The organism is Promicromonospora soli, from assembly GCF_014653785.1.
Lineage (GTDB): Bacteria > Actinomycetota > Actinomycetes > Actinomycetales > Cellulomonadaceae > Promicromonospora > Promicromonospora soli.
The window spans coordinates 1-15,331 of the sequence record NZ_BNAS01000001.1; the positions used below are offsets into that span (position 1 = coordinate 1).

General features: G+C 69.6%; 14 protein-coding genes, 1 tRNA gene, 1 pseudogene and 1 other annotated feature. Of the genes and pseudogenes, 8 read left to right on the forward strand and 8 right to left on the reverse strand.

The window, feature by feature from the left end; all coding sequences use genetic code 11:
• A partial coding sequence (locus tag IE250_RS00005) for a 13E12 repeat family protein (RefSeq protein ID WP_189668232.1) occupies positions 1 to 714 on the reverse strand: 714 nt, incomplete at its 3' end.
• Positions 715 to 957: 243 nt separating this feature from the next.
• On the reverse strand, positions 958 to 2,817 hold the full coding sequence (locus tag IE250_RS00010) for a PA domain-containing protein (RefSeq protein WP_189667254.1): 1,860 nt from the start codon (positions 2,815 to 2,817) through the stop codon (positions 958 to 960).
• Positions 2,818 to 3,020: 203 nt separating this feature from the next.
• Between IE250_RS00010 and IE250_RS00015 the strand changes: the two genes are divergently transcribed.
• The 3 genes from IE250_RS00015 to IE250_RS00025 are packed head-to-tail and all read left to right on the forward strand — an operon-like array spanning position 3,021 to position 5,580.
• Positions 3,021 to 3,956, forward strand: a complete 936-nt coding sequence (locus IE250_RS00015) for a metal ABC transporter substrate-binding protein (RefSeq protein ID WP_189667255.1) — start codon at positions 3,021 to 3,023, stop codon at positions 3,954 to 3,956.
• Positions 3,953 to 4,714 (forward strand): metal ABC transporter ATP-binding protein, encoded by a 762-nt coding sequence (locus tag IE250_RS00020; RefSeq protein ID WP_189667256.1) that lies wholly within the window; start codon positions 3,953 to 3,955, stop codon positions 4,712 to 4,714. Before IE250_RS00015 ends, IE250_RS00020 begins: the two co-directional genes overlap by 4 nt.
• Positions 4,711 to 5,580, forward strand: a complete 870-nt coding sequence (locus IE250_RS00025; protein WP_189667257.1) for a metal ABC transporter permease — start codon at positions 4,711 to 4,713, stop codon at positions 5,578 to 5,580. The genes IE250_RS00020 and IE250_RS00025 overlap by 4 nt, the downstream gene beginning before the upstream one ends.
• 44 nt (positions 5,581 to 5,624) lie before the next feature.
• Here the strand turns inward: IE250_RS00025 and IE250_RS00030 are convergent, their stop codons facing one another.
• A complete protein-coding gene (locus IE250_RS00030; protein ID WP_189667258.1) occupies positions 5,625 to 6,707 on the reverse strand; it encodes a Gfo/Idh/MocA family protein in 1,083 nt (360 codons plus the stop codon).
• Positions 6,692 to 7,399, reverse strand: a complete 708-nt coding sequence (locus IE250_RS00035) for a ThuA domain-containing protein (protein ID WP_189667259.1) — start codon at positions 7,397 to 7,399, stop codon at positions 6,692 to 6,694. Before IE250_RS00035 ends, IE250_RS00030 begins: the two co-directional genes overlap by 16 nt.
• Before the next feature lie 130 nt (positions 7,400 to 7,529).
• Here IE250_RS00035 and IE250_RS00040 point away from each other — a divergent pair, with 130 nt between their 5' ends.
• Positions 7,530 to 8,549: a LacI family DNA-binding transcriptional regulator gene (locus IE250_RS00040; protein WP_189667260.1), complete on the forward strand. Its 1,020-nt coding sequence runs from the start codon at positions 7,530 to 7,532 to the stop codon at positions 8,547 to 8,549.
• A gap of 34 nt (positions 8,550 to 8,583) precedes the next feature.
• On the opposite strand, the gene IE250_RS00045 is transcribed toward IE250_RS00040, so the two are convergent.
• Complete coding sequence (locus tag IE250_RS00045) at positions 8,584 to 10,293, reverse strand: acyltransferase (RefSeq protein ID WP_189667261.1); 1,710 nt, start codon at positions 10,291 to 10,293, stop codon at positions 8,584 to 8,586.
• Between the two features lie 50 nt (positions 10,294 to 10,343).
• On the opposite strand from IE250_RS00045, the gene IE250_RS00050 reads away from it, so the two are divergent.
• Both IE250_RS00050 and IE250_RS00055 read left to right on the forward strand, forming a co-directional pair.
• On the forward strand, positions 10,344 to 11,015 hold the full coding sequence (locus IE250_RS00050; RefSeq protein ID WP_189667262.1) for a VOC family protein: 672 nt from the start codon (positions 10,344 to 10,346) through the stop codon (positions 11,013 to 11,015).
• A gap of 143 nt (positions 11,016 to 11,158) precedes the next feature.
• Positions 11,159 to 11,232 (forward strand) — tRNA-Pro (locus tag IE250_RS00055).
• A 62-nt stretch (positions 11,233 to 11,294) separates the two neighbouring features.
• Here IE250_RS00055 and IE250_RS25115 read toward each other — a convergent pair.
• Positions 11,295 to 11,492 (reverse strand): annotated as a pseudogene (locus IE250_RS25115) (IS481 family transposase); the annotation flags it as partial.
• A gap of 6 nt (positions 11,493 to 11,498) precedes the next feature.
• A protein-coding gene (locus tag IE250_RS00060; protein ID WP_229872003.1) for an IS3 family transposase occupies positions 11,499 to 12,733 on the reverse strand; the annotation gives its coding sequence in 2 pieces (ribosomal slippage) (positions 11,499 to 12,454 and positions 12,454 to 12,733; 1,236 coding nt in all).
• Positions 12,342 to 12,455, reverse strand: a sequence feature (AL1L pseudoknot). It overlaps the preceding gene by 114 nt.
• A gap of 20 nt (positions 12,734 to 12,753) precedes the next feature.
• On the opposite strand from IE250_RS00060, the gene IE250_RS00065 reads away from it, so the two are divergent.
• Positions 12,754 to 13,425, forward strand: coding sequence for a DUF6183 family protein (locus IE250_RS00065; RefSeq protein WP_229872004.1), 672 nt, complete (start codon positions 12,754 to 12,756; stop codon positions 13,423 to 13,425).
• A 255-nt stretch (positions 13,426 to 13,680) separates the two neighbouring features.
• Here the strand turns inward: IE250_RS00065 and IE250_RS00070 are convergent, their stop codons facing one another.
• On the reverse strand, positions 13,681 to 14,076 hold the full coding sequence (locus IE250_RS00070) for a VOC family protein (RefSeq protein ID WP_189667264.1): 396 nt from the start codon (positions 14,074 to 14,076) through the stop codon (positions 13,681 to 13,683).
• 23 nt (positions 14,077 to 14,099) lie between these two features.
• On the opposite strand from IE250_RS00070, the gene IE250_RS00075 reads away from it, so the two are divergent.
• Positions 14,100 to 15,308 (forward strand): Glu/Leu/Phe/Val dehydrogenase dimerization domain-containing protein, encoded by a 1,209-nt coding sequence (locus IE250_RS00075; protein ID WP_229872005.1) that lies wholly within the window; start codon positions 14,100 to 14,102, stop codon positions 15,306 to 15,308.
• The last annotated feature ends 23 nt before the right edge of the window (positions 15,309 to 15,331 follow it).

Sequence of the window (15,331 nt, forward strand, 5' to 3'; positions counted from 1 at the left end):
GACCCGCTCGATCAATGTATCGGCCATGACCTGCCCGGCCCCGCGCTCATCACCCGTGGCCCTGGCCGCATCCGCGTGCGCCTTGAGCAGCGCGTAGGCCTGCACCCCCTGCTGCATCGGCACCAACGCCGTCAGATACACCATCAGATCCGGCGCCGGACGCACCGAGACACACCGCTCCGAGACCGCCCTCGCGTTCCGCTTCACGCACGCCCGCGCATCCAGCTCCGCGGCCACCTCCTTGACCCGGGCGATCAACCGCCTCGTACCCATCCCGGCCAGCCCCGGAAGACCCGCAGGCCCGCAGATCTCCTCGTCGACCCGGGCCCGGTCCTCCGCCGAGAGATGCGACGTCTCCCGCACCATCAGCGTCGCCCGCCACGCCGACAACACACCGGTGCGCAGCGCGTCGAACGTGAACGGCATACCAGTCAGCCACACCCGCGCCGTGCCCAGAAACGATGCGCCCGTGTGCGGGCTGGACTGCATCGCCGCACCGACCTGACCGGGCACACCACGACCGCGCCGCTCAGCCCGGACACCCTGCCGAGCCTCCTCGGACCTCGTCGCCTGCTCCAGCGCCACGGCCAGCCGCGCCTGGGTCGCCGTCACCGTGTTCTTCACCGCCTCGAGCTCACCCAGCAGGTCCACCCACTCGGCCCGCACCTGCCTGGACGCGGAGGAAACCGTGTCAGTGGCACCGGGCAAGATCATGCTGGCCAGGTGCAAGCGCACTGCCCGGACTTCCGCCGCGTCGGTTACCGCGCCGCCGGCGCCGAGCGGCGTGGACGGAGGCTGGCCGTCGGCCGATCGAGGTGGCGTGTCACCGATTCGCGTCATGCTATCAATATAGCGGACACCTGTTCGACCTGCTCGACGAGACGAACGGCGTCTGCCGACAGCAGAAGAAGGGCCGGCCCGCCAACGGCGGGCCGGCCCCACTATGGTGCGGCTGTGTCAGGGGTTGTACTTGAAGATCCAGAGCCCGTGATCGCGGTCGCTGGCCGCGACGTACTCCTGGCCGTCCTGCTGGAAGACCTGGACGCCCCAGAAGTTGTTGCCGTCCTCGTCGATGTAGTGACCCTTCTCCACCAGCTCGTCGTTCTCGATCTCCACAACTCGGAAGCCGCCGGAGTAGTAGGAGAAGTAGAGCCGGTCGGCGATCGTCTCCGAGACGGCAACCTCGTGCACGGAGAGGTCACCGTAGCCGGTCGCGTAATCCTCGTCGTGCGCCTCGGGGATGGCGTAGGTGTCGAGCTCGGTCATCTTGCCGTCCTCGTTGTCGAACAGGTGCACGTAGCCCCAGCCGTCGAAGATCGCCTTGATGGTGATCGCGTCACCGACGGTGCCGATGGCCACGCCCGGTATGGTCGTCGCGGTCCCCGCCAGGCAGGCGGCGTCGTCGTACCCGGTGACGTCGAAGAACCCGTATCCGGTCTCGCGGTCGGCCGCGAAGGTCGGCGTCTCGCCTTCTACGGACATTCCGAACAGGCCACAGCCGTCGCTACCTTCACGGTTGACGATGACTGCGCCCTCGTAGCCCTTCCCGTCGACGTTCGCCAGCTTCTCGGTGAAGGTGCAGACACCCCGGGAGACGACGGCGATCTGGCTGCCGCTCGTGGTCGATGGAGCAGGCGGCACTGCCGCATCCGCGTCGCACGCCTGGCCGACGTACACCGCGTCACCGCTCACCGTCTCACCGCCCGGGACGTGCGTGGTGTCGCTGCCCTGGGACGAAGGGAACACGGCGGAGTCGTCGTCGGTGAAGCCCTCGGCGGAGTCAGGACCGAAGTCCTCGTCCGCGCCGATGACGTACTGGTTGTCGATCGTGAACTCGGCCTGGTGGGCGTTCCCTTCAGGCTTCTCGCTCAGTCCCGCGGACTCGAGCAGCTCGGGGTCGGGGTCGGCGAAGTCGGTGTCGCCCAGGTACCGGGGGGCGGTGACGTTCGTGATGTCGATCTTGACGTAGCCGGCGTCCCAGTACGACAGCAGCATGACCTGCCGGCCGTCGATCTCCTTGACGATCATGTCGTGCAGGAACACCTCGACCAAGTTGCTCGGCCCGGCCTGCAAGATCTGGGGGAAGGTCGCGTCGAGGTCGTACTCGGCCGCGAGGAACGGCTTGCGGGGGTTCGTGATGTCCATGATGTCGAAATCCGTCCCCTCTTCGTTGTCGGTCATCACGACGTAGGCACGGTCACCGGCGTCCCAGGCGAAGACACTGTGGATCTCGTTGGCAGCCTTCTTGCCCTGACCGTTCACCGTCGTGTCGCCCAGGCCCTCGGCGAGCGGCGTCGGGTGTGCCGGATCCGTGACGTCGTAGAGGTTCAGGCCTCCGAATCCTGCCGTGCTCTTGTCGAGGCACTTCTCGTTGTTGGACACCAGGATGTCGCCGCTGAACTGCTTGGTGCTGATCGGGATGGCCTGGATGCCCTCGCCCGGATAGCTGCCCTCCTTGGAGGCGATGAACGCGACCTCCTCGGGAGCGGAGACGTCGGAGATGTCGACGACGTGGACGCCGTTGTACTTGCACGTCGTCGATCCCCATGCCGCGAGATACGCGTGGTCGTCGAGAACCCCGACGTCGGCGATCTTCTCCGGGACGACGTTCTTCAGTGCGGTCTTGCCGACGACCTCGATGTTGCCCGAGGTGCTGGCCGGCAGGTGACCCGCGGTGTCGCCGTGCTGGTGCGCGTCGCGCGCACCGTCGGCGAACGTGTAACCGCCGTCGTGGTCGGGGTGGGCCTGGGCGGCACCCGCGAACGACGCGGTCAGCAAGGCGGTGAGAACGAAACCTACGGTGGATCGCAATCGCATGATGACTCCGAGGTGGTAGTCCCGGCTGAGTCGGGGGTTGTGCGCCCAGGAATGGTGGGCGCCGGGGACCAGCCTAGAGATGACCATCCGGTCCGTGAAGAACGGAGCGCGGATACTTTGTCGGGCCTGGCCTGGCGCAAGGACCAGTGGATTCGCACCTTTGAGGACTTGTGTTCGGATACCCGAACTTTTAGGGTTTCGGTATGCCCAGCACTCGCCGTACCCACGCCGTCGCCCGGTTCGCGCTCCCCGTCGTGCTGGCCGCGGGTGCGCTGTCCGGCTGCTCGGCGTCGGCCCTGGAGCGCGCGGCGGACGACCGGCCGGTGGTGCTGACCACGTTCACGGTGCTCGCGGACGTCGCGCAGAACGTGGCCGGCGAGCACCTGCGGGTGGAGTCGATCACGAAGGCAGGCGCGGAGATCCACGGGTACGAGCCGACGCCGCTCGACATCGCGCGGGCGTCCGAGGCGGACCTGATCCTGGACAACGGGCTGAACCTCGAGTCATGGTTCGGGCAGTTCGTCGAGTCGGTGGACGTGCCGCACGTGGTCGTGTCGGACGGCGTCGAGCCGGTGGACATCACCGAGGACGCCTATGCCGGCAAGCCGAACCCGCACGCGTGGATGAGCCCCGTGAACGTGCAGGTCTACGTCGACAACATGGTCGACGCGTTCAGCGGCCTCGACCCGGAGCACGCCGACGACTTCGAGGCCAACGGCGCGGCGTACCAGGCGGAGCTGCAAGAGGTCCAGGACGAGCTCGTCGCCGGGCTGTCGGCGCTGCCGGAGAACGAGCGGGCGCTGGTGACCTGCGAGGGCGCGTTCTCCTATCTCGCCCGCGACGCGGGACTGACCGAGCGGTACATCTGGCCGGTGAATGCCGAGCAGCAGGCCACGCCGCAGCAGATCGCCTCGGCCATCGAGTTCGTCGAGACCAACGACGTCCCGGCCGTGTTCTGCGAGTCGACGGTCTCGGACAAGCCGATGCAGCAGGTGGTCGAGGCGACCGGCGCGGCCTTCGGCGGCACCCTCTACGTCGACTCCCTCTCCGAGGCCGACGGACCGGTGCCGACCTACCTCGACCTGATCCGCTACGACGCCACGACGATCATCGACGCGCTCGCCGGAGGCCAGTCATGACCGGGCCCGCAACGCTCCGGCCCGCCGCGATCGAGGTCGCGGACGTCGTCGTCCGCTACGGCGAGGTCCTGGCCCTCGACGGCGTGTCCCTGAGCGTCGAGCCGGGGCGGGTGACGGGGCTGATCGGGATGAACGGGTCCGGCAAGTCGACGCTCTTCAAGGCGATCATGGGCATGCTGCGCCCCGAGCGCGGAAAGGTGCTGATCGACGGCGCCGACCCGGCCCTGGCACGCAGGCGGGGCGTCGTCGGATACGTGCCGCAGAGCGAGGACGTCGACTGGGCGTTCCCCGTGTCCGTGCGTGACGTGGTCATGATGGGCCGCTACGGGCGCCAGGGCCCCACCCGGCGAGCCCGGCCGGCCGACCACGCAGCGGTCGCCGAGGCGCTGGACCGGGTCGAGCTCACAGCGTATGCCGACCGGCAGATCGGGCAGCTGTCCGGCGGGCAGCGCAAGCGCGCGTTCGTCGCCCGCGGCATCGCCCAGGACGCCGGCGTGCTGCTGCTCGACGAGCCCTTCGCCGGCGTCGACAAGCGGTCCGAGGCGACGATCGTCCGGCTGCTGAAGGAGCTGGCGGCCGACGGCCGCACGGTCCTGGTGTCCACCCACGACCTGCACGCCCTGCCGCAGCTGGCCGACGAGGCGGTGCTGCTGCTGCACCGGATCCTGTTCCACGGCGACGTGTCCGAGGCGCTGCGGCCGGAGAACCTCGCCCGCGCGTTCGGCCTCGACGTGCTCGACGAAGGGGCTTCCGCATGAGCGCCCTCGACCTGCTGCTGGAGCCCCTGCAGTACGACTTCATGGTCCGCGCGCTCGTGACCACGGCGATCGCCGCCGTCGTCTGTGCGCTGCTGTCGTGCTGGCTCGTCCTGGTGGGCTGGTCGCTGATGGGCGACGCCGTCTCCCACGCCGTCCTGCCCGGGGTCGTGATCGCCTACGTGCTCGGCGCGCCGTTCGCGCTCGGGGCACTCGTGTTCGGGTTCCTCGCCGTCGCCCTGATCGGCGCGATCCGCGGCACGAGCCGCGTCAAGGAGGACGCCGCGATCGGCATCGTGTTCACCACCCTGTTCGCCCTCGGCCTCGTGCTCATCTCCGTCACGCCTAGCCAGACCGACCTGAACCACATCATCTTCGGCAACATCCTCGGCGTCTCGGACGCCGACCTCGTCCAGATCGCCGTCCTGGCGACCATCGCCTTCGTGATCCTGGTCCTCAAGCGCCGCGACCTGACCCTGTACGCGTTCGACCCCATGCACGCGCACGCCATCGGGCTCTCGCCCCGGTTCCTCGGGGCGCTGCTGCTCGGGCTCCTCGCGCTCACCGCCGTCGTCGCCCTCCAGGTGGTCGGGGTGATCCTGGTCGTGGCGATGCTGATCATCCCCGGCGCCACCGCGTACCTGCTCACCGACCGGTTCGGGCGGATGCTCGTGATCGCCCCGGTGCTGTCAGTGGTCTGCTCGGTGGTGGGGATCTACCTCAGCTACTGGCTCGACGCCGCCTCCGGCGGGCTGGTCGTCGTCGTGCAGGGCGTCGCGTTCGCCCTCGTCTACCTGTTCGCCCCCCGCCACGGGCTGCTCGGCAAGCAGCTCACTGCTCGACGGCGGACCGCGCCGGCCCGGGTGTGACGACAACGTCCCGGGGGCCGCGCCGGCCCCCGGGACCCGTCCGGCTACGGCGCGTCCGACAGCGGGACGGCCGCCGGCCGCTCGCACGTGCTCTCTACCGTGACCAGCGTGCCGCTGTCGGCCGACGCGAGCAGCGCGGTCATGACGTCGAGCACGTGGTACGCGATATCGCCGTTCGCACGCGCGGGGACTCCCGGCGGCGTGGTCGCGAGATCGGCGACGCCGCACCCACGCGCCGCATCCCGGTATCCGGCGCTGGGCGGCAGGGTCCGCCAGGCGCCACCGAGCTCGTGCAGCTGCACGTCGCCGTCGAACTGGTTGGGATCGGGGACGACGAGCGACCCGGTCTGGCCGTGGACCTCGATCTCGGAGGCCCGTGTGGCCACCGAGTCGAAGCTCATCACCAGGGTCGAGAGCACTCCGGACTCGTGCCGCAGCACACCGGTCACGTGCGTATCGACCTCGACCGGGATGACCGTCCCCTCGCGGGGCCCTGACCCGATCGCGCGCGTGGCCCGGGTGTGGCTCGCGGCGCCGACGACGGACACGACCGGGCCGAGCAGGGTGACCAGCGTGGTCACGTAGTACGGACCCATGTCCAGCAACGGGCCGCCGCCGGGCTGGTAGTAGAAGTCGGGGTTCGGGTGCCAGCGCTCGTGGCCGGGCGTCATCATGGTCGCTGTCGCCGCGACCGGCTTCCCGATCGCGCCGTCGTCGATGGCCTTCCTGGCCGTCTGCACGCCCGTCCCGAGCACGGTGTCCGGTGCGCAGCCCACCCGCACCCCGGCCGCGCTGCCTGCCTTGATCACGGTCCGGGCGTCCTCGAGCGTGGCCGCGAGCGGCTTCTCGCCGTACACGTCCTTGCCGGCGGTGATGGCCTTCAGGGCGATCTCGGCATGGGCGGCCGGAGTCGTGAGGTTCAGCACGAGATCGACCTCGGGGTCGGACGTGAGCTCATCGACGGTCAGCGCGCGCACGCCCTGTTCCGCGGCGACCGACTCCGCACGGGCGGTGTCGAGGTCGGCGACCGCGACGAGGCGCACGGCCCCGAGCCGCTCGAACGTGGACAGGTACTGGCCGGAGATCGCTCCGAGGCCGACGATCCCGACTCTCAGCGGCTGGCCCACAGGATGCCCCTCTCGATGATGGTCCGGACGTTCGGGTCGTCGACGACGGCGAGGTTGTGGCCCGGCGTCGAGACGAAGATGCGGCCCTCGCCCCACAGGCGGGTCCAGACGGCCGGGCACGTGACCGGCCGGTGCCACGGGTCGAAGTCCCGGGCGGGGTGCGTCGTGGTCGCGAGCACGTCGTTGTAGTCGTCGGACAGCACCCAGTACTGCTCGGTCGTCAGCTCGAAGTCGGAGATCCCGGCGACGATCGGGTGGTCGGCCTTCTCGGGCACGATGTCGATCGTGTGCCGCACGAAGTTGTCGGTGGCGTCGCCCTGGAGCTCGCCGGGGGCGGCCTTCGCCGGGTGCGTGGCGAACTGGCCGCCGATGAGCTGGAGGTAGTCCGAGCTGTTCCGGTAGGAGTCGGCGATACCGCCGTGCCACCCCGCCAGCCCCGTGCCGTTGCCCACGGCCGCGATCAGCCCGCGGAGCTCGTCACCGTCGATCGTGTTCATCGTGTTGGTCTGGACGACGACGTCGACGCCGGCCAGGTAGTCGGCGTCGGCGTACACCGCCGTCGTCTCCTCGACCCGCACGTCGTACCCGTGCTCGGTCAGGAAGGGAATGAACGAGTCGGTGGTCTCGACGGGCTCATGCCCCGTCCATCCCCCGCGCATGATCAGCGCGTGCTTCTTCTTCGAAGTTGTCATCCTGCCCTTGCTCCAAAAGTTGCGCAACATCGGGACGCACACAGTGCCGCCCCCTTTGATACATGACGTCAGGCGGGAGATCAAGCGCGCCAATGTTGCGCAACTTTTCCGCTGCGGCTACCGTCCCCGTATGCAGAACGCTCGCCGGACGACGCTCGCGGACGTGGCGAAGGCGGCCGGGACCACGGTGCCGACGATCTCGAAGGTGCTGAGCGGCCGCTCCGACGTCTCGGCCGAGACCCGTTCGCGGGTGATGGAGATCGTCGCGGAGCTCGGGTACCGCGGGCGGTCCGGCCGGAACGCCGCGACGCACCGAGGACGATCGCCGTTCGTCGACCTCGTGCTCAGCGGGGTCGAGGGCACCTGGGCGAACCGCGCGCTCAGCGGCGTCGCGCATGCCGCCGAGGAGGCAGGCCTCGACGTCGTCGTCTCGGTGGCCCGGCCACCCGACGACGCCTGGCTCACGAGGCTGCTCACGCGGAGGCTGCGCGGAGCGGTGCTGGCGCTCGTCGACACCACGAGCGAACAGCTCGCGACGCTGGCCGCGGCCCAGGTGCCGATCGTGCTGCTCGATCCGGTGTCCCAGCCGCCGAGCACGGTCGCCAGCGTGGGAGCCGCCAACTGGGCCGGTGGCCGTGCGGCCGCGGAGCATCTGCTCTCGCTGGGCCACCGGCGCCTCGCCGTGCTGGCGGGGCGGCGCACGCATCTCTACAGCCAGGCCCGTATCGACGGGTTCCGCTCAGCCGTCACGCAGGCCGGCCTCGAGCTCCCCGACCATCGGGTCGCGCACACCGACTGGCAGCGCGCGAGCGCCGCCGAGCAAGCCACCGAGCTGTTGCGGGCCACGCCCGCCCCGACGGCGGTCTTCGCGTGCTCCGACACCATGGCACTCGGCGTGTACGACGCATCCGCCGCCCTGGGCCTCCGGATCCCTGACGACGTCAGCGTGGTGGGTTTCGACGACCTGCCCGAGGCGCAGTGGGTCAGCCCCGCGCTCACCACCGTGCGTCAGCCCATCGCGGAGATGGGCTCCGCCGCGCTCCGGATGCTGCTGCGCATCAGCTCCGATCCGGCGCGCGAGGCGCCGCGCGAGGAGCTCGCCACGTCGCTCGTCGTGCGCGGGTCGACGGCGGCTGTCGCCGGGAGTTGAGCCGGGGCGCGCGCCCGGCCGCGGACACCAGGCGTCAGCGCGCGTCGATCGGCGTCAGCCGGACCAGCGGGTCCGGGCGGTGCACGCCGCGCGGCCGGTAGCCCAACGCGTCCGCGAGGCCGAGGTAGTCGGACAGCAGCCAGATGATGCTCAGCCACATCTCGGTCCCCTGCAGGCCCGCGACGCCGTCGGGGCCGCCGCTCCGGGGAGCGAAGGCGAAGCCGGCGCCGTCGGACCAGTGCTGCAGCGCCTGCCGCAGCTGGTCGTGCGCCCAGGCCGCGACCTCGGTACGGCGGTGCGCGGTCTGCTTGGCCGCGAACCAGAGCGGGTGGATGACGTCCAGGATGTTGCAGGCGGTGTATCCCTCGGGGGTCGCGAGGTGTGGGTCGGACGCGTGCTCCAGCACGGTGTCGATCGCCGCCTCGGGATACGGCAGCGGCAGCCCGAGCTGCGCGTAAGAGCCGCGGGTCAGCCGGTAGAACCCGTTCACCGCCTGGAGCCAGCGCGGGGCCGGCTGCGGCGCGCCCCACATGCCCGTCTCGGGGTTCGCTCGCGCCGTCAGCCAGCCCATGAGCCCGTAGACGGGGCCGGTCCCGCCGTCGGCGAGCTCCTCGGAGAAGTCCGCGATGTTGAGGGCACACGCCGTGGCAAGGGAGTCGACGGCGGCGCCGCTCCCCCAGGCCTGCGCGCCCCAGTCGCGCGCTTCGAGGGAGCGGACGACGTCCCGCTCGGTCAGCGCGTGCACCGCGCGCACGGGGTGCGGGAGCCGCCCGCCGAGCAGCCGGACCGCGTAGCCGACGCTCAGGATGTGATAGCTCGCGCTGCCGTCTGTTGGCGTGAGGACCTCGTCGGACGCCGGCGCTTGCGCCAGGCCGCGATCGGAGATGTCCCCCGCCGGAATCAGCCCGGACGCCGGTTCCTGGCGGGCGGTGAGCCGCCGGACCAGGTCCGCGGCGTCGAACCCGGGTGGCGGAGAGCCGAGCAGCAGGTCGGCGACCTCGACGGCGTCCGCCCACGGCCGGATGGCCGGTTCGAGCGGCCCCGCGAGGGCTGACGGACGGTCGACGAATCGACCGTCCTCGAAGCAGCGCGCCAGCAGATCCCCGGCCTCTTCGCGCGCCCGCTCCGCGAAGGCCTGGAGCTCTGCCCCAAGGTCGGAAGGCTGCGGGCTGCGGGTCTCGGTTCGGCGATCGCGAATCACGCGCGCCGGGTTGCCCGCGACGACGGCCCAGTCGGGCACGTCCTTCGTGACGACGGCGCTCGCCCCGATGATGACGTGGTCGCCGACGGTGACGCCGTCGAGGATCGTGGCGTTCGAGCCGATCCACACGTCGTCCCCGAGGGTGATGCCCTTGCTCCACGTGCCCTGCTTGTGGATCGGCAGGTCGTTTGACATGCGGTGGTTGAAGCCGAGGATCGAGCTGTGCGCGCCGATCCGGACGCCGTCGCCCATCCGGATCTCGCCGCGGACCACGGCGTAGGGATTGATCGAGCAGTCCGCGCCGATCGTCAGCTCGCCCGTGACGTAGGCGAGCGCCGCGATGTAGGTGCGGTCGCCGACGCTGAGCCGGTCGCAGAAGACCGCCGCGTTCGGGGCGATGAACACACCTTCACCGATCTGCGCGCCCGAGGCGATCAGGTCCTGCTGCCGGATCGCTTGTGCCTCGGCCTCCGGCGACGTGGGGTCGTACTCCCAGGGGAAGAAGTCGATGCGTCGGACGCCCTCGGCCGCTGAGTGATGCACGCCGGCAAGACTATCCGCGCGATGTCAGTGGTCCCATCCACAATGGGGGGATGGACCAAGAAGCCAACATGGCCGCCGGGCTGACGGCGGCGGAGTTTCATGCCAGCCCGGGCGTCGAAGACTGGCGCGTCACATCCTGGGGGCCGCAGGCGTGCTTCCGTTCGGCGTCGCTCAGTCAGGCGGCCGGGCTGCTGCCCGCCGTCGTCGACGCCGCCGCACGATTCGACCTGAGCCCGGACGTGGACGTGCGTCCGGAAGCGGTCATCGTCCGCATCCCGTATCGCGGTGCGGATCGGATCCCGTCGCAGGCTTCGGGCCTCGCGGCGACCATCTCCTCGGCCGCACGCCGTCTGGACCTTACGCCCGAGCCCACACTGATCCAGACGGTCGACATCGCTGTCGCTCAGCACCCGGAGCTCGACACTCGGCCGTTCTGGGCGACGGTGCTGGGCTACGAGCCCACCGGCGACGTGGACGCGGTGGACCCGCTACGCCGCGGTCCGCAGCTTTCCTTCCAGGACATTCGTCCCGCACGCACCGGCCGGGGACGGACGCATATCGACGTGTCCGTCCCCGCCGATCAAGCAAAGGCACGGGTCGACGCCGCGGTGAGTGCGGGGGGCCGCATCGTCGACGACTCGTACGCTCCCGCGTGGTGGACGCTCGCATCACCGGACAACCATGGTGTCGACGTCGCAGCCTGGACCGACACCTACGAGTAGGTCCCGGCGCCCCCGAGCTGTGATCTGCTGCATGGGCGGAGGTTCGAGCCCACCCTGGTCGGGCACTGGCCCCGTGGTGGGGTAGTATTTCCGTCGGCCCCAAGGGGCCAAAACCGGTAGTGTCGAGCATGCTCGAAACACCGCGGGCTGTGGCGCAGCTTGGTAGCGCACTTGACTGGGGGTCAAGGGGTCGCAGGTTCAAATCCTGTCAGCCCGACAGTGTGATGTCGCAGGACATCGGAATGGCCCGAACCCACGAAATGTGGGTTCGGGCCATTGTCATGTCCGGGGGTTGGTGCCGCGTGGCTGGTAGTCGCGGGCGAGGTTGATGGTGAGCTCGCGCAGGATCTCGCCGGTGGCGGCGTTGATGATCTGGACGTCGAGGTCGTGGACCAGGAGCAGGACGTGGGTTCCTGCGTGGGTTCGTCCGACGCCGATGTGGCGTAGCTTGCCGGCGATGCGGAGGGTTGTCTCGCCCCGGGTTTAGTGGAGGCTCGTTTCTGACGCGTCGACGGTAGTCGGCGTGGGGTTGTGACGGTAGTAGGTGTCTTCGAACTCGGCTGGTGGGACCAGGCCGATCTCGCCGTGCAGGCGGCGGTGGTTGAACCAGTCGATGTATTCGGCGGTGGCGATCTCGAGGTCGTCGATGTTCTTCCAGGGGCCCTTGTTACGCACGAGTTCGGCCTTGAACAGGGAGTTGAACGCCTCGGCCAGCGCGTTGTCGTAGGAGTCGCCGGTGGACCCGACCGAGGCAACGGCACCGGCCTCTGCCAGGCGCTGGGTGTAGCGAACTGCGAGATATTGAACGCCCTTGTCGCTGTGGTGTTTCAGACCGCTCAGGTCGGCCCCGTCGCGGGTCCGGTTCCAGATCCCCATCTCCAACGCGTCCAGCGCCAGATCGGTGCGCAGAGACTTCGAGAGCTGCCAGCCGACCACCCGCCGGGAGTGGACGTCGATGACGAACGCGGCATACGCCCAGCCGGAGAACGTGCGGCAGTAGGTGATGTCAGCGACCCAGAGCTGGTTCGGGCCGGTGGCGGTGAAGTCGCGCTCCACCAGGTCCGGGCGGGTCTCCGGGCCCGTACCCGGCACCGTGGTGCGAGGCCCTTTGGCACGGGTGATGCCCCGCAACCCCGCGGCTCGCATCAGTCGTTCGACCGTGCAGCGCGCGACCTGGTGGCCCTGCCGGCGCAGCTCGGCATGAACCTTCCGGGCACCGTAGACACCGAAGTTGGCGGCGTGGACCTGCTCGATCAAGGCCGTCGAGGCAGCATCGTTGACCGACCGGCGCGAGGGAGGACGGGAGGTGGCCGCGTAGTACGTCGACGGGGCGACCTGCAACACCCTGCAGATCGGCTCGACCCCGAACTCCTGACGGTAGGCCTGGATGTAGTCGACGATCACCTTTGTGGGTGGTCGAGCTCCGCCGCGAAGAAAGCCGACGCACTACGCAAGATCGCGTTCGCCCGCCGCAGCTCCCGCACCTCGCGTTCCAGCTCCGCCAGCCGCTGGGCGTCGTCAGCGCTCGTGCCCGGCCGCTCGCCGGCGTCGATCTCGGCCTGGTTGACCCAGTTCCGCAGCGTCTCCGGGTGGATCCCGAGCTGCTCACCCACCCGCCGCAACGCGCCAGGCTTCGTGGCCGGGTCCTTACGCAGGTCCACCGCCATCCGGATCGCTCGCTCCCGAAGCTCCTCGGGGTACTTTCTCGGTGCAGCCATGACTCTCATCCTTCCGTGGAATGAGAGCCTCCATCAGACCCGGGGCGAGACACTGGCGTCATCACGGGCTCGGATGGCTCCCAGTCGAGCTCGCGGACTTCGAGAAGCCCAATCCGTTCGACCAGGGCTGGGAGGGACTACTCGCCGGCAAGTCCGTTGTCGCCGCTGGTAGCAACCTTGAGATGGTCGTGACAACGACCGAGGACTTCGCCGCCCGTGCAGGACGGCCCTTCACACACTGGGCCGAGCACTCCAACGGCAAGATCGACGCCCAGGAGTACCTCGCCGCGGATCCGGTCCGCGATGACGACCTTCGCGATCTACTCGCCCGCGCAGCGCCTGCGTTCCTCGCCGGCGGCGATGCCCGCACGCTCCGGGCGATCCCGGCCACTCTCAGGCAGGTCTGGACCAGGCTCTACCAAGCCGCCAGCGGCTCCAGTTTCTATGGGCCTCGCCAGGGTGGCGCCCACGGGAGGCTGCACGCCTGGCAGTCGATCGCCGCACTCGCCGCGGCGCCAACTACGGCAACCCCCGCCGACGTCGTCGACCTGGCTCGTGCCTGCCGATGGTTCGCCCTGGACATCACCAGTGACTGGTTCTGGGACGTGTGGTGGCTCTCCGACGTCGCGCTGGCCTGCATCGGCCCCGAACCGGAACGTGTGGCCGTCATCGCGGCGACCGACACCGATTGAACCCGGCCCAACGGCTCCGTCGAGTCCACCATGGGTGTGACTGCGATCTCGCGTGCCTCAGCACCCGATGGAAAGCACACCCAGATGCAGGCCGCTCATGATCGTACCGTCGCCTATGCAGACGCGCTGGTCCCGGCACCGTCCCGGCACCGGTGTGCTCCGGAACACGGCCGCACCGCCCTATTCAGGTCGTCGGACGACCGGATCCCCAAGGCGCGAGTGCCTCAGGCGGTACAACATGCGGGAGCTACTCGCTCAAGCGACACAGAACTCGTTGCCCTCGGGGTCGAGCATCACGACGTGCCCAAGAACTGGACCACGTTCGTAGGTGTACTCCTCCAAGCGCACCGTGGTCGCTCCCGCACCCTCGAGCTCAGCGACCTTCGCACGGATCAGGTCAGCCCGCTCGAGCCAGTCCCACGGGGGTTCACCGGCAACCCGGATGTCGATGTGGAAGCGGTTCTTGGACGTCTTCGGCTCCGGAACTCGCAAGAAGCCGATCGCTGGGCCGGCTCCGTCCGGATCGACCAACGAGGCGCCGTCAGGGTCGTCATAGCCCGGCTCTGGGACGTAGCCGAGTGCCAGTGCCCAGAACTCAGCAAGCCGCTGCGGGTCTCCGGCGTCCGCCCCGATGGTCCAGTACTCAGCCATGACCCGATGTTAGGTGGCTTCGGGTGCGCACGGCCCGTGCGGAGGCCATCGAGATAAGGGGCGGTCAGCCGGGTATTCGTCAACGAAGTCTCCAGCGGTCCTGGGACCATCTGTCCGGCCGCAAGGGCACCGACATCGCCCGGTGGGCCGAGGAATACAAGGTCGGCCCGACCCCAGGTGTCAGTGGCCGCTGCGACGATGGCCGGATGACCTCCACGATCTTCGACCGGCTCCGATCCGGCGGCTTCGAGCAGGCACTGTTCAGTCACGACGCCGAGACCGGGCTGCGATCCCTCGTTGTCAGCCACGACACCACGCTCGGCCCCGCGCTGGGCGGAGTCCGCATGCACCCGTACGAGGACGAGACCGCTGCCCTCGAAGACGGCCTACGCCTCGCGCAGGCCATGACCCTCAAAGCCGCCGCCGCCGGCCTCGATCTCGGCGGAGGCTGGAGCGTCATCATCGGTGATCCGTCACGCGACAAGACCGAGGCGCTGTTGCGTGCCCATGGCCGCTTCATCGCCACCCTCGGCGGACGTTTCATCCCCGTCAACGACGTCGGCACCACGCAAGCCGACCTGAAGGTGATCGGCAACGAAGCCTCACCGGTCTGCGCCGACGGCGACCCCTCCCCCATGACAGCGCTCGGTGTCCTCGAAGGGATACGGGCGTGTCTGCGTGCCACCGGTGGCGACGGGAGTCTGCAGGGTGTTCGGGTGTGCATACAAGGCGCTGGCAACGTGGGTGCCGCGCTCGCCCGTCTTCTGGCGGCGGAGTCCGCGGAGCTGCTGGTGTCCGACACCGACGCTCGACGAGCCGATGCCGTCGCCCAAACCGTTGGAGCGCGCGTCATCGACCCCGCGACCGCGGCGGTCGCCGAGTGCGATGTCCTCGCCCCCTGCGCCCTCGGAGACGTCGTCAACGACCGCACACTGCCGGAGCTGCGCTGCCGGATCATCGCGGGCGGCGCGAACAATGTGCTCGCCGGACCCGAGCACGCCGCCGCACTCGAAACTCGCGGAATTCTTTATGCGCCCGACTTCTGCATCAACGCGGGCGGCTTGATCTTCCTCGAGGAGCGGCTCCTCGGCCATGACAACGCTCGGGCGGAGCACCGGGTCCGTCAGGTCGGCGAGCGCGTGGCGACGGTCATCGAGCATGCGCGTCGCTCCGGTGCTTCGCCGACAGAGGCCGCGCTCGCGCTGGCCAGGGCGCGCCTCCGCTCCCGCTGACACGCCCTGTCTCAACCCCCGAC